Source organism: Prosthecobacter sp. (assembly GCF_044222345.1).
GTDB lineage: Bacteria > Verrucomicrobiota > Verrucomicrobiia > Verrucomicrobiales > Verrucomicrobiaceae > Prosthecobacter.
Window position 1 is genome coordinate 184,054 of record NZ_JBGANL010000001.1, and the last position, 13,387, is coordinate 197,440.

At 58.8% G+C, this 13,387-nt stretch carries 9 protein-coding genes; 8 read left to right on the top strand and 1 reads right to left on the bottom strand.

The window, feature by feature from the left end:
- Positions 1–51 precede the first annotated feature (51 nt).
- From ACILSL_RS00750 to ACILSL_RS00785, 8 genes are all read left to right on the top strand, one after another.
- A complete protein-coding gene (locus ACILSL_RS00750) occupies positions 52–1,878 on the top strand; it encodes a phosphoenolpyruvate carboxykinase (GTP) (protein ID WP_395730077.1) in 1,827 nt (608 codons plus the stop codon).
- A gap of 326 nt (positions 1,879–2,204) precedes the next feature.
- Entirely contained in the window at positions 2,205–3,455 is a 1,251-nt protein-coding gene (locus ACILSL_RS00755; RefSeq protein WP_395730078.1) for a hypothetical protein, read from the top strand.
- Between the two features lie 1,678 nt (positions 3,456–5,133).
- The gene (locus tag ACILSL_RS00760; protein WP_395730079.1) at positions 5,134–5,997 is read left to right on the top strand and encodes a hypothetical protein; all 864 of its coding nucleotides are present in this window, start codon (positions 5,134–5,136) and stop codon (positions 5,995–5,997) included.
- Between the two features lie 532 nt (positions 5,998–6,529).
- On the top strand, positions 6,530–6,982 hold the full coding sequence (locus ACILSL_RS00765) for a hypothetical protein (protein WP_395730080.1): 453 nt from the start codon (positions 6,530–6,532) through the stop codon (positions 6,980–6,982).
- Positions 6,983–7,344: 362 nt separating this feature from the next.
- Positions 7,345–7,974 carry a hypothetical protein gene (locus ACILSL_RS00770; protein WP_395730081.1) on the top strand — a complete coding sequence of 210 codons (630 nt, stop codon included), beginning with the start codon at positions 7,345–7,347 and terminating at the stop codon, positions 7,972–7,974.
- 221 nt (positions 7,975–8,195) lie between these two features.
- On the top strand, positions 8,196–8,540 hold the full coding sequence (locus ACILSL_RS00775) for a tetratricopeptide repeat protein (protein WP_395730082.1): 345 nt from the start codon (positions 8,196–8,198) through the stop codon (positions 8,538–8,540).
- Between the two features lie 505 nt (positions 8,541–9,045).
- Positions 9,046–9,462 carry a DUF695 domain-containing protein gene (locus ACILSL_RS00780; RefSeq protein WP_395730083.1) on the top strand — a complete coding sequence of 139 codons (417 nt, stop codon included), beginning with the start codon at positions 9,046–9,048 and terminating at the stop codon, positions 9,460–9,462.
- A gap of 280 nt (positions 9,463–9,742) precedes the next feature.
- Positions 9,743–12,088 carry a neutral/alkaline non-lysosomal ceramidase N-terminal domain-containing protein gene (locus ACILSL_RS00785; protein WP_395730084.1) on the top strand — a complete coding sequence of 782 codons (2,346 nt, stop codon included), beginning with the start codon at positions 9,743–9,745 and terminating at the stop codon, positions 12,086–12,088.
- Between the two features lie 152 nt (positions 12,089–12,240).
- On the opposite strand, the gene ACILSL_RS00790 is transcribed toward ACILSL_RS00785, so the two are convergent.
- Positions 12,241–13,341 (bottom strand): NPCBM/NEW2 domain-containing protein, encoded by a 1,101-nt coding sequence (locus ACILSL_RS00790; RefSeq protein ID WP_395730085.1) that lies wholly within the window; start codon positions 13,339–13,341, stop codon positions 12,241–12,243.
- Positions 13,342–13,387: the final 46 nt, after the last annotated feature.

Consider the following 13,387-nt stretch of genomic DNA (forward strand, 5'->3'; position numbering starts at 1 on the left):
GACACTTGGCACGGTTTCGGCATCTTGTTGCCATCCACAAAACCCACCCCCATGACGCAGATCCCCTCTTCAAAACCCCTCAGCAAAAACATCCATCTTCAGCGTTGGGTCGCAAAGATGGCCGCTCTCTGCAAGCCCGACCGCATTTACTGGGTGGACGGCTCCAAGCCTGAATACGACCGCCTCTGCAATGAAATGGTCGAATCCGGCACCCTCACCCGGCTCAATCAGAAAAAGTGGCCCGGCTGCTTCTACGCCAAGTCAGATCCCAGCGACGTCGCCCGCGTCGAGGAGCGCACCTTCATCTGCAGCAATTCCAAAGACGGTGCAGGCCCCACCAACAACTGGATGAACCCCTTCGAAATGAAGGAAAAGCTCCGCAAGCTCTTCAATGGCTGCATGCGCGGTCGCACCATGTACGTGCTCGCTTACAGCATGGGTCCCATCGACTCCCCCATGGCTCAGATCGGCGTTCAGCTCACCGACTCACCCTACGTCGTGGTCAACATGCGCATCATGGCCCGCATCGGCAAAAAGGTCTTTGAGAAAATCGACACTTCAAAGAAGCGCGTCGTCCCCTGCATGCACACCGTCGGCATGCCCCTCAAGAAAGGCCAGAAGGACGTCCCTTGGCCCTGCAACAAGGAAAAGTACATCGTTCACTTCCCCGAAACCCGCGAAATCTGGAGCTACGGCTCCGGCTACGGCGGCAATGCCCTCCTCGGCAAAAAATGCTTCGCCCTCCGCATCGCCTCCGCCATGGCACGCGATGAAGGCTGGATGGCCGAGCACATGCTCATCCTCGGCGTCGAAGACCCCAAAGGCAAAAAAACCTACGTCGCCGCCGCCTTCCCCAGCGCCTGCGGCAAGACCAATTTTGCCATGCTCATTCCGCCGCCGCACTTTGCGCAAAAAGGCTGGAAAGTCTGGACCGTGGGTGATGACATCGCATGGATCAAACCCGGCGCAGACGGCCGTCTTCACGCCATCAATCCGGAGGCAGGCTTCTTCGGCGTCGCCCCCGGCACCAGCGACAAGACCAATCCCAACGCCATGGCCTCGCTGCGGAAAAACACCATCTTCACCAATGTCGCGCTCACGCCCGATGGCGGCGTCTGGTGGGAAGGCATGACCGACACCCCTCCCGCCCAGTGCACCGACTGGCAGGGCAATCTCTGGACCCCTGACATCGCCAAGGAAAAAGGCACCAAGGCCGCACATCCAAACTCCCGCTTCACCGCCCCCGCCTCCCAGTGCCCCACCATTGATCCCGATTGGGAAAAGCCCGAAGGCGTCCCCATCAGCGCCATCATCTTCGGCGGCCGCCGCGCCACCACCATGCCCCTCGTCTATCAGGCCTTCAATTGGAGCGGCGGTGTTTACACCGGTGCCACCATGGGCAGCGAAATGACCGCCGCCGCCGCAGGCACCATCGGCAAAGTCCGCCGCGACCCCATGGCCATGCTCCCCTTCTGCGGCTACAACATGGGCGACTACTTCCGCCACTGGATCTCCATGCAGCGCACCCTCAGCGAGACCCCCCGCATCTTCCATGTGAACTGGTTCCGCAAAGACGCCGATGGCAAATTCCTCTGGCCCGGCTTCAGCGAAAACATGCGCGTCCTCAAATGGATCGTCGATCGCGCCAACGGTCACAGCAAATCCAAGGAAACCCCCATCGGCTGGGTTCCCAGCTACGCCGACATCGACTGGAAAGGCCTCGATTTCCCCAAAGAAAAATTCGATGCCCTGCAGCACTTTGATCGCGACGCCTGGCGCGCCGAGATCCTCTCCCACGAAGAACTCTTCATCGACCTCAAGACCCACCTCCCCAAAGAGCTCATCTACGAGCGCGAGCTCCTCATCTGCCGCATGTAACCGCTCCATCACATCTCCCTCCCGTGATCCTCAACGGCGGCCTGTCCTCAGGCCGCCGTTTTCTTTGCACCAGCAGCGCCTCATGCCCCCAACACCCCGCACCACACATTGGCTCTGAGCTCACTCAGCGCTCCACCCAAACCCCTGAGCCACCATCCGCCGCAGGCCTCCGGCCAATTTAAAATTCTCAGTTTTCAGTTCTCAGTTTACAACCTCAGCCCTTCGAAACCTTGGCGCAAAAGAGGATCCCCACCACCTGGCCCTTCGAAGCGCAGCGAAGAATGGCCCCAGCCCTCACGTAGTGTCTCTCCCTCCCCACTCCCGCCATGCCCCGCCGCCTCCACCTTCTCACCTCCGCCGCGCTCACCCTCCTCCTCCCGGCGCTCCTCCCTCTCCACGCCGAATCCACTCCCGCCATCACCGGCGAGACCGAGCACTTCCTCTACCGCATGCCGTCCAGCGATGCCCCCTACATCGACACCCAGCGCGACAGCAAAGCCTTCGCCTTCAAAGGCCCCCGCATCATGCTCTCGGAGGACAACGGCGCCACCTGGCCACACACCGCCGAATTCCCCGACGCCGAAAACATCACCTTCAGCGTCATCCTCAAAAACGGCAGCATCCTCTTCGCCACCCGCCAGCACCTCTTTCTCTCCACCGACAATCTCAAAACCCATCGCGAGATCATCGTCAAAAATCCCGACGGCACCGACTACCGCCCCCACACCCCCGTCAAGGCCGACCAGCCCGGCTGGTACTTCCACTCCCTCGATGGCGAACACTGCTTCGAAGTCGGCGGCAAAGAAATGCTCATCTGGGGAAATTACTGCAACGTCATCGGCGGCCCCGTCCCCGTAAACATCTACTACTCCACCGACGGCGGCCAGACCGTCAAGCTCGCCTACTCCTTCGGCCAAAATCCCAAGTTCCAGCAAAAAGACGCCCCACCCACCGCACCCCTGCTCGGCAATCCAAACAACACCCTCATCGCCCGCCACGTTCACAACGTCACCTACAACCCCGCCGAAAACGCCTTCTACGCCGTCACTGGAGACATCGACCGCGGCGACGGCAACGAATGCCACTGGCTGCGCGGCACCTACAATGCCACCGCCGACACCTGGGACTGGAAACTCCTCATCTCCGTCAATTCCAACTCCCGCTTCAAATGCGGCGGCCTCAACTTCCTCGGCGACAAACTCTACTGGATCGCCGACGCCAACGGCCCCGCCCTCGCCAACCGCCACGACCGCGGCATCTTCGTCAGCGCCCCGCAGGACGTCACAGGCGTCTCCAAGCACACCCTCCTCTTCAATCCCATGTTCGAATCCGCCAACATGCTCCTGCAGGACGGCGTCTTCGTCGCCACCCACTGCGCCCCCGCCTCCACCTACAAGTGTGGTATCATCTGGTCCCCCGATATGGGCAAAACCTGGGCCCAGTTCGACCTCAAAGAATTCGGCCCCCGCAGCGGCTGCCGCATCAACAAAAAGAACACCGACGGCTGGTTCCGCATGGACCTCCGCAAAGGCTGGATCGAACGCGCCGAAGTCCTCTTCCTCAAACCCAAGCCCTGACCCGCTTCCGCAGGCATGGATTGCAGTACGACAGACACTCCTGTCTGTCGATCAGCGCTCCCCAATCCTCCCAGACCCACGGACAGTGCCCACCTCACTGCACAGAGTCTCTGCTATTGCTCCCGGAGGGAGCAGAGAAGTTAGCCGGTGGTGAAGCGAGGCTTGCCGAGCGAGAACCACCGGATCGGCAGACGATGATCCCAATGCTCAATTTCGCATGCCGAAGGTATGCGAGAAGATCCAACCACCCAACGTTCACGAATAGCACGCGCATCATCCTCAATGCCTTTGTTTCAGCGAAACAAAATCGGTTAAGGATAGGCTCCCTGTATTCCCGCGCTCAAGGACCCTCAAAAAACGCGCCAGCGTCTTGGACTGCGGTGGCAGAGATGCAAGGCGCAAGCCTGCATCGGCGACACCGCAGTCGCGCGGTCGAGGACCTTCTTCTCTCTCACCCCGCCTTCCAGCCTCCCAAGAATTTTCTTGGTGAGATGACGCCATATTTTGCCATTTCGTTCCGCCAAACTCCAGCCCCAAAAGGGCGACATAACGTAGCCTAGGGGAAGCGAGCCTCAACGAGCGTCGCCCTGGGCCACCGCTCCAACTCCGGAAAGCAAACCCATCACCCCGCCACACTCCACTGCCACCAGCAGCGTCTGCAATGAGCTCCGCCGCGCATTCGTCCGCGACACGAAATGACCATGTGCAACTGCTCCTCAAGGTTTGGCATCGGCGTTGCGAGGTGCGACATAAGGGGGCGGAATAAAACGCTCTTGCGTGAGTTTTGTTAACTTCGTGAATTATGAAACAGTCGCCTAGAAAGGCATTGCGACAGTCTCAGCATTTTTGTTGCAGACCTTCCTGTCAGACCGAATCACTGCACCATGAGACTGCAAATCAAGCTCCCGCCAACTTGGGCGCAGCTAAATAATCCCGACGGACCGGCCACTTTCTGCCGAGAGTCAAGCAGCATGCCTGGGCCGCTTCAGGTTTCGTGGGCAGAGTATTCTCGCGGCCCTATTCCGAATCCAAGCGCTGCAGACCTCAAGCAGATGGCAGAGGATTTTGGCAAGAGGCACAGCTTTGGTGATTTGATTGAGTCATCCAGCAGCCCTTGCGTCTTTGGCACGCTAGGCACGGCAGTCTTTAGTTCCGAGGAGAATCCGAGGATTCAGATATGGCATATTTCAAACGGTAGAGATTTTATCATGGTGACACATATTTGTCCCGCCGAGCCTGAGCCGGTTGAAGTGCAAGACGCACAAGACATTGTCCGCTCCCTAATGCTTGGCAAGCCGAAGCCGTGGTGGAAATTTTGGCGACTTTAATTTGAGCTTTATGACCATGTTGTCTGACACAGTGCTGGAGCCAACGACGGATCCGCCGCGCTTCCGCCCGCGAGCCGAGAGCATTCTCTTTTGTTCCCAAACTCACGATCTCACATGAGTGCTTCGTGCCGAAGCAGCGCTAAGGTCTTGCGTGCGAATCATACATTTCGTTATCTTGACGCCATATGACAACAAAACCATCGGCTATAAAGGCGTTGGACAAACCCAACGATTTTGTTGTTGATCCTCCTATTAGGCGTTTATGCATCCGCCCTCGCTCCTCTGAGACTGTCCCGCTGCTGGTGCCTCGCTCGGAAACCGCCGTATCGCGTCGATATGATCGACGCGAGTTGTGGGATCCGCTGATTCCATGCGCCCAGCTCAGGAAGACTAATGCAATGAAGCTCGTCAGAACCGTCACGTTTGCCGCCGGATTGTTGTGCGTTTGTCTGGGGTCCAGCGCCGGGTTCGGCGCCGAGGCGGCGGCTCGGCTCACTCCCGGAGACACCTTCTCCATCCCGTTCCATGAGATGCCGCCGACCTACTGGTCGATCTCTACCTCGAATAAAGGGCCGGCGCGATTGTCGATTTCGCTCCCCAAGAACTACACGCCCGGCGGCAAGTTCCCGCTCCTCGTCTCCCTGTATGGCGGCAGCGGCGGCAATGGGGGTCCCAAGGCGGCTATCGTGTCAGCGATGACCGAGGACCAGGACTTTGTCTGCGCCTCCATGCCCTTGTTTAAGAAGATCGCTCCGAAGGACCCCGGCGGCAATGTCGTCATGCGGGATGAGGACGCCCAATACATGTGGCCTTTCTTTCGCACCATGCTCGCCAAACTCTTCGAGGTCGTCCCGAACATCGACAAAAGCCGCATGATTATCGGCGGCTTCTCCAATGGTGCTCACGCCACCCAGGGCCTGATCGATGAATCAGACGGAGAAATCACCAAACAGTTCTCCGCCTTTTTCTTCATCGAGGGCGGCGGCCGCCTGAAGCATTACGAACTGCTGAGGGGGAAGCCATATCTAATGGTCTCCAGCCAGACTGCCTCAAAGCCCCGGGCACAGCAGATCATCGATCAGGCCTCGGCTGCCGGCGCCTCGACCACGTTTATCTTTGAGGATGCCGGTGGCCATACGGTCCCGATGAATGCGGCCCCCGCCATGCATGCCTGGCTCATCGAACAGGCGACAAAAGCCACTCCACCGAAATGACTGGCCCGTCCAATGAACAAACCGCCTGACCAAGCGCTGCCGCGAACGGCTCCGGCTGTCACGCTGGCTGCTTACGCCGCATTCCAGTCCTCCCAGCGCTATCTTGATAGGCAGACTCTATCTTTCCCCACTCCGCTCCGCCACACACCACCCCTGAAAGGGCTGCGTAATACAGCCCAGGGTCAGCCAGCTTGTCCTCCGAAGCTCGCAGAGCGAAGGGGGAAGCCTTAGCGAGGCGACCCTGGGTTTTGGCATTCTGATCGGGAAGCAAACCGAGCACCCCGACACACTCCACGGCCACCAGCAGCGTCTGCCACAAGCTCCGCAGCGCTTCCGCCCGCGAGCCGAGAGCATTCTGTGTTGTTCCCAAACTCACGATCCCACATGGGGACTTCGTGCCGAAGCAGCGCAGCAGAGCAAAGGTCTTGCGTGCGAATCGCGCATTTCGTTATCTTGACGCCATATGACAACAAAACCGTCGCCTATAAAGGCATTGGGACACCTCCGACGATTTTGTTGCAGATCCAAGGCCATGAAGCTCCGAACCTTCCTTTCGATCAGCGTTACCACAGCAAGCATCTTGCTAAGCGGGTGCGTTGGCTATGTGCCTTCTTTCTCGAAAACACCAGTCTGTGGAAAACAGATCACCAAGAAAGATGCAGAATTTATAGTGCCGGGAAAGACAACCCGTGCCGAGGTCATTCGCAGGCTCGGCACGCAACACTGTCGCGAATCCCTTCGCGTTGCCGCGATGGGTTACGGATGGGAGATGCCTGGGGGTTACGGCTTCTTTTTCTTGATGGACAGGATGAATGCAGCTGGCGACGTCTGGGAACTGACCCGATGGCGTGCCCTGTTTCTCGCGTTCGACTCGCATGACGTGGTGACTCGGAAGGAATTCGTCAAGTTGAAGGGCAGCCGCACACTCGATGAGCAACTGGAAAAGTGGGCAGGCTATAGGTTTTCCCCAACGCCACCACCGTGAACACCAAAACGCCCACCAGCAGCGTCTGCAAAACGTCCCGCCGCGCGTCCGTCCGTGAATCGCACACATTTGGTTTTCTCCAGAACCCGCAATCTCACTTCGGCTTTCGTCTCCTCAAAGCGCTGGGGTATCGACATCGTAGGATGGCCATGCGCAACTGTTCCTCTAGGCGTAGCATTGGCGTTGTGGGATGCGTCATCCGACGAAGTTGGGCAAAATAACAGAGTTCTTGTCTGGGAACCGACGCTTTTGTCAGCTTTGCACAATATGACAACCAAACCCTCAGCTATAAAGGCATTGGGCCAAACCCAACGATTCTGTTGCCGGTCCTCCTGCTAAGCGTTACCGAATGCGCTCTTAATATGCCGACCAGCGAACGCGAACAGTTGATGGAGGAGCTGCGTGGCATGCTTCGCGGCGAGGGAGCTGGAATTGACCTCGACTCGCCGACTCATTGGGTTATCGAGTCAGTCCGCGAGCCAGTTCCCTTCTTTCGCGCGTTGGCCACTTTACTTCCCGCTGGTGGCGTTTTGTATTTCGAGGGCACCGCCATCGCACCATACGTTGCCGGTTTCTATGAGCGTCACGCAGCTACCGACACGGTTCCCGTTGTGCGCGATTGTATCAGTCCGGTGCCTGAAATTTTTCACGTCTCCTTTTCGCCAGCAGTTATCGACGGATTGTGCGAGTTAGCAGGCGAACGTGCTACCTCAGAGCTTTTCAACCACATCAAGGCCTATCACGACGCGGCGCTAGTCTTCACATACCATGACGCCTTCGACGGACAACTCCGAGTTTCGGGGCGGCTTCCCGAGACTGTTATCCATTCTTTCTGCGCGACTCTGGGTGCCACATACACGCAAGAACCAACCACGGAACGTGATCCAGAGCAGATGCGCCGCTTTCTGTGGGCGCTTGAGAACCTCGATAAAGTACGAATAGCACGCGAACCGATTTGGAAGCGGATATGGCACTTCATCATTCGACAATAACATCTAACCAAGCGCTGTAGCGAACTGCTCCTCCAGGCGTGGCATTGGCGTTGTGTGGCACGTTACCCGAAGAGATTGTGCAAAATAACAAAGCTCTTGCGTGCGAATCGACCCTTTTGCGTAGCTTTGTGCAATATGACAACAAAACTCTCGGCGATAAAGACATTGGGGCAAACCCAACGACTTTTTTCTGATCCTCCTGTTAGGCCACACCGTGCACCGTGAACGAGAACGACTACATCACACAGTTGAAAGCGCGATGGCCACGGGATTGCGATGCGTCGTTGGAAACCATCGCACTTGCCGACGAGGCAGTTCGCGTATTCCCGCAGTCGCCTCGGCTCTGGTGCATTCGCGGTGACCTCATACAGCTTGGCCCGGAGTGTTGTCCGCACAGTCTCGACGATGCGCAGGAGTGCTACCAGCGAGCCACTGAGATTGACCCGCAGTTTGTTGAGGCATGGGACTCACTCGGCCACTTCCACAACGCCGTGCTCGACGACGAGCCCGCGGCACAGAAATTTTTCTGTGAGGCTGAGAGATTGAGAGGACACCATGTGGCCTGACCATGCGCTACGCCGAACCCGGCCATCGCGCCACTGTTGCAATCCGGCGTCGGTCGTTGAGCTTGGGTCATTGACGCTCACTACTATGCCCACACTGCTCAAAACCGCTGATGACATACGCCCCGGTGAGTTCTACGAGGACTGTGCATATCACCCATGCCTTTGCACCGGAACCGAACTGGGGACAGTTGACGGCATTTCCCTTGTTGACGGCTCTCATCCACGCAACTGCGGAGTTCCCCAATGCGGCGTTCGGAAACTGACCTTTGAGGAAGCTGTCCAGTGGCGCTTACATGGTCCGCCAGACGTGCCGCCCGAAATTGAGTCCCAAATGACCTACTCCCAAAAGTATTGGCTGAAGCCCGCAAATGACAACCGCGATTGACTATGCGCTGCAGCGAACCGCTTCGGCTGTCATGCTGGCTGCTTCCGTCCTTCTCCTTTTCAGCCAGCGCGCCAATCTCCGCAGTCGCTGAGCTTGGTTCGTCAAACCGCTTCACACGCCATGCCTTGGTCACACCGAATAACTGAGATAGAGAGTCGTCCAGCCGGAGTGCTCATCGACGACCGGTTTCGCGCTTCATTGCCGGTTCCAGAGTTGCCGCGTCTCACTTGGTTTGCAGTCTATTGCCGTCACGATCCCGGCAGCAGCTTTTGGGATCCAGACGAGACAGCGAGCCTCGACGCTATTGAGCAGGACTTGGTTCAGTTGTGTGACCAGTTTGGTCGTGGCTGGGCAGTGTATGTGATGCGCATCGACACTCGCGGCATTCGTGAGTATTACTTTTACTGCGGCGGGAGCGCGGAATTGGCCCAGGCATTGCCGAGCTTGCAGGCAGCGCATCCTGATTACCGCATCGACTTCGAGGAAACCGTAGATGCAGAGTGGAGTCGTTACAGCACATTTTTGCCAGCGGCCTAGCCATGCGCTGCATCGAACTCTTCTGAGTGGTAGGCGCTAGTCCCTCCCTTTGTGAGAATCCCATCAATTCATTCTCTGCTACCTCGGCCTCTCTGCTCCTCTGCGGCAAAATCGAGCGACCCATCCCCCCTCATCTCCAGAATCAAATGCCGCGGTCCCGACCTGATCTCAAACCTCTGAATCTGAAACTTTTTTACCCTCTTTCCGCCGTTTGCTCCCAGCCTCTCTACCCCACCCGAGCAAGTCCCCTCGCTCCCCTCACGTAGTGCTCCACACACACATGAAACGGCACCTCCTCCTCTTCCTCCTGCTGCTCCTCTCCCTCCCATCCCTCGCCGCAGACACAAACACCCACCCCGCCGGCGCCGCCTCCATCGACATCACCCCGGACTACCCCGTGCGCCTCAGCGGCTACGGCGGTCGCCGCGTCCCCAACACCGGCGTCTCCCAGCACATCTTCGCCAAAGCCCTCGCCATCGGCTCCGATGACGCCGAAGGCCCCGCCATCCTCATCACCGTGGACAACGTCGGCGTCCCCGCCTCCATCCGCACCGAAGTATTGCACCGTCTCCAAGCAGACACCAAAGCCACCGACGCCCGCTTCGCCCTCTGCTCCAGCCACACCCACTGCGCCCCCATGCTCATCGGAGTGCTCCCCAATCTCTTTGGCATGGACATCCCCGCCGAGCACCTCCCCGCCATCGAGCGCTACACCCGCGAACTCACCGACAACCTCGAAAAAGTCGCCCGCGCCGCACTTGCAAATAGAAAACCCTCCACCCTCGCCTGGGGCGTCGGCAAAGTCGGCTTCGCCGCCAACCGCCGCGCGTTCCCGCTGAAACCCATCGACCACGACCTCCCCGTCCTCCGCGTCACCGGCACCGACGGCAAAGTCAGCGCCATCTTCACCAGCTACGCCTGCCACTGCACCACCATCGGCATCGATGAAATCCACGGCGACTGGGCCGGCGTCGCCCAGGAAGCCCTTCAGCGCGAATTCCCCGGCGCCATCGCCCTCACCGCGCTCGGTTGCGGAGCCGATCAAAACCCCAATCCCCGCCGCACCATGGAACTCGTCAAACAATACGGCGAAGACCTCGCCGCCGAAGCCAAACGCATCGCCACCGCAGAACTCAAACCCCTCACCTCTCCGCTCGCCTGCGCAGCCAAACAGATCGAACTCGCCTTCGACACCCTCCCCACCCGCGCAGAGTGGGAAACCCTCGCCGCCTCCAAAACACCCGCCATCGCCTACCACGCCAAAAAGAACCTCGCCCGCCTCGATCGCGGCGAAAAACTCCCCACCCATCTGCCCTACCTCGTCCAGCGCTGGAGCTTCGGCAATGACATGGCCATGGTCTTCCTCCCCGGCGAAATCACCGTCGACTACTCCCTCCGCATCAAACGCGAATACGACCGCACCCGCCTTTGGGTCAACGGCTACTCCAACGACGTCCCCTGCTACGTCCCCTCCCGCCGCGTCCTCGAAGAAGGCGGCTACGAAGGCGCTGGCGCCATGGTCTATTACGATCGCCCCACCAAGTTCGCCCCCGATGTCGAAGACCGCATCATGACCGCCGTGCAGTCCCTCATGCCCAAAGACTTCATCGCCAAGTCACCCCGGCAGATCGACTCCCCCAAAGCCATCGCTTACCCCGATCACTCCGATCTCCTCGTCGTCCGCGGCCGCCCCGTCCAAACCGCCGCCGACTGGGCCGAGCGCGTCACCGACATCAAAAACAACATGCAGCAGGTCATGGGCTCCCTCCACGACACCTCCCGCTGGACCCCTCTCAACATCCAAATCATCTCCGAAGAAAAAACGGGAAAGTACCTCCGCCGCAAAATCCACTTCACCCCCGAAGTCGGCGACACCGTCCCCGCATGGCTCCTCATTCCCAATGACGTTGCCAAAGCACCCGCCATGCTCTGCCTCCATCAGACCACCAAGATCGGCAAAGACGAACCCGCCGGCCTCGGCGGCAAGCCCTCCCTCCACTACGCCCACGAACTCGCCGAACGCGGCTACATCTGCCTCGTCCCCGACTACCCCTCCTTCGGCGAATACCCCTACGACTTCAAAACCCAGGGCGCGCATCGCCCCAGCGGCTCCATGAAAGCCATCTGGAACAACATGCGTGCCGTCGATCTCCTGCAATCACTCCCGCAGGTAAACAAAGACAAGATCGGCGTCATCGGCCATTCCCTCGGCGGCCACAACTCCCTCTTCACCGCCGTCTTTGACGATCGCATTAAAGCCGTCGTCACCAGCTGCGGCTTCACCCCCTTCCACGACTACTACGGCGGCAAAGTCGCCGGCTGGACCAGCGACCGCTACATGCCCCGCATCCGCGACGTGTATGAAAACAACGCCGACAAAATCCCCTTCGACTTCTACGAAGTCCTCGCCGCCATCGCCCCCCGCGCTGTCTTCTCCAATTCCCCCCTCCACGACAGCAACTTCGACATCACCGGCGTCCGCAAAGCCTTCACCAAAGCTGGAGAAATCTACACCCTTCTCAAAGCCGAAAAAAACCTCACCCTCGTCACCCCCGACGCCCCCCACGACTTTCCCGACGCCGAACGCCAGGCCGCCTATCAATGGCTCGATCAAATGCTAAAATAATATGTGGCGCGAATGGCGCTCAGTTAAGTACCATCATCGCGAATCGTGCGCCTCAGACCAAAGCGCCCCGGAGCGCGGACTTCCAGTCCGCAGCACTCCGCATGCACCTAGGCCTCCGCACGCCTCTTCAGCCCCTCAACCTCCAGCGCCCCTCACTTCTTCACCAGCGTCGGTTCCGCCCAGATCGCATAATTGCTCTTCGCATCCAGACCCCGCGAGGTCAGCGAAAGCTGAAGCTCCTTCACCCCTGCGACATCACACTCCAGCAACTTCGCCGGATCAGTCCCATTCAGAATAACCGTCGTCAGCACCTTCCCATCCCCGCTGATCGTGAACTCCACCCGCCCCTTGGCCCCAAGTTCCGGATGCAATCCGGCCAAAACCGTGAAACGCGAATAAACATCTTTCGGCAGCAAAAACGTCAGCGGCTTCCCCATGCCCGCGCTGATGCCGTTTTTGAACTCCTCATTGCTGGATCCGACACAAAGTTTGAGCGGAATCTCCTTGGTTCCACCCGCCAAAATCACCCCGCTGCGCGCGTGCCCCCAGTTCGGCGAACTGAAAAACTGCGACTGCGGATAATACAAACTGGCCGCCTCCAGCGGAAAGAAGCTGCCAATCTGCACCCGCTTGAGCAACTCCTGCTCATCCACGGCAAACTTCTGCATCCCGAGGCAAAGGATCGTATAAATCGCATCCGCCACCACCTGCGCATCCATCGTCGCCGCCCGCATCTGGTGCTTCACCACGCCCTCTTTGTCCTCCCGGTACAGCGCTTGAATGATCGGCACCGTCGTGCTCCGGGCATTCAGGATCTCATCATGCACCCGGTGCATGAGTCTCCATGCAGCTTCATTCACCGTGGTGCCAAGCAGTGCAGGCTTGTAGCCCTCAATGCTCACCTTGAAGTCCCCGTTCTCAATCGGTCCATGCATGAGCTGGCCTTTCATGGCATCCGAAGGCGGCAGGAACTGCTGCAGCAGCGTAAACATGTTGTCCCCGGGCACCGTGTGCGAAGGGCTGCCATAATCTTCAATCTGATGGCAGACCGTTCCCATGTAACGCGCTGCATCGCCCAGCTTCCCGTTGCGCAAAGAGGCCACCGCCTGCTCCATGAAGTAGCGCATCACCTCAAAATATTCCGGCTGCTGCGTCGGCAGGTGCAGGATCTTCAGATACACCTCGTTCGGCACTGACTCCATCTTGGCATACTTGGCGTTTTCCTTGTCTGAGAAAACATGGTCCGGAATCATGCAGTAGTTGTCACCTAGTTGCTTAAATTCGCCCCCAAGTGCCTCC

Bases quoted from the DNA above. Each gene is read 5' to 3' on its own strand.
- ACILSL_RS00750 (WP_395730077.1), top strand. From the start codon at position 52: ATGACGCAGATCCCCTCTTCAAAACCCCTCAGCAAAAACATCCATCTT.
- ACILSL_RS00755 (WP_395730078.1), top strand. From the start codon at position 2,205: ATGCCCCGCCGCCTCCACCTTCTCACCTCCGCCGCGCTCACCCTCCTC.
- ACILSL_RS00765 (WP_395730080.1), top strand. From the start codon at position 6,530: ATGAAGCTCCGAACCTTCCTTTCGATCAGCGTTACCACAGCAAGCATC.
- ACILSL_RS00770 (WP_395730081.1), top strand. From the start codon at position 7,345: ATGCCGACCAGCGAACGCGAACAGTTGATGGAGGAGCTGCGTGGCATG.
- ACILSL_RS00780 (WP_395730083.1), top strand. From the start codon at position 9,046: ATGCCTTGGTCACACCGAATAACTGAGATAGAGAGTCGTCCAGCCGGA.
- ACILSL_RS00785 (WP_395730084.1), top strand. From the start codon at position 9,743: ATGAAACGGCACCTCCTCCTCTTCCTCCTGCTGCTCCTCTCCCTCCCA.
- ACILSL_RS00790 (WP_395730085.1), bottom strand. From the start codon at position 13,341: ATGATTCCGGACCATGTTTTCTCAGACAAGGAAAACGCCAAGTATGCC.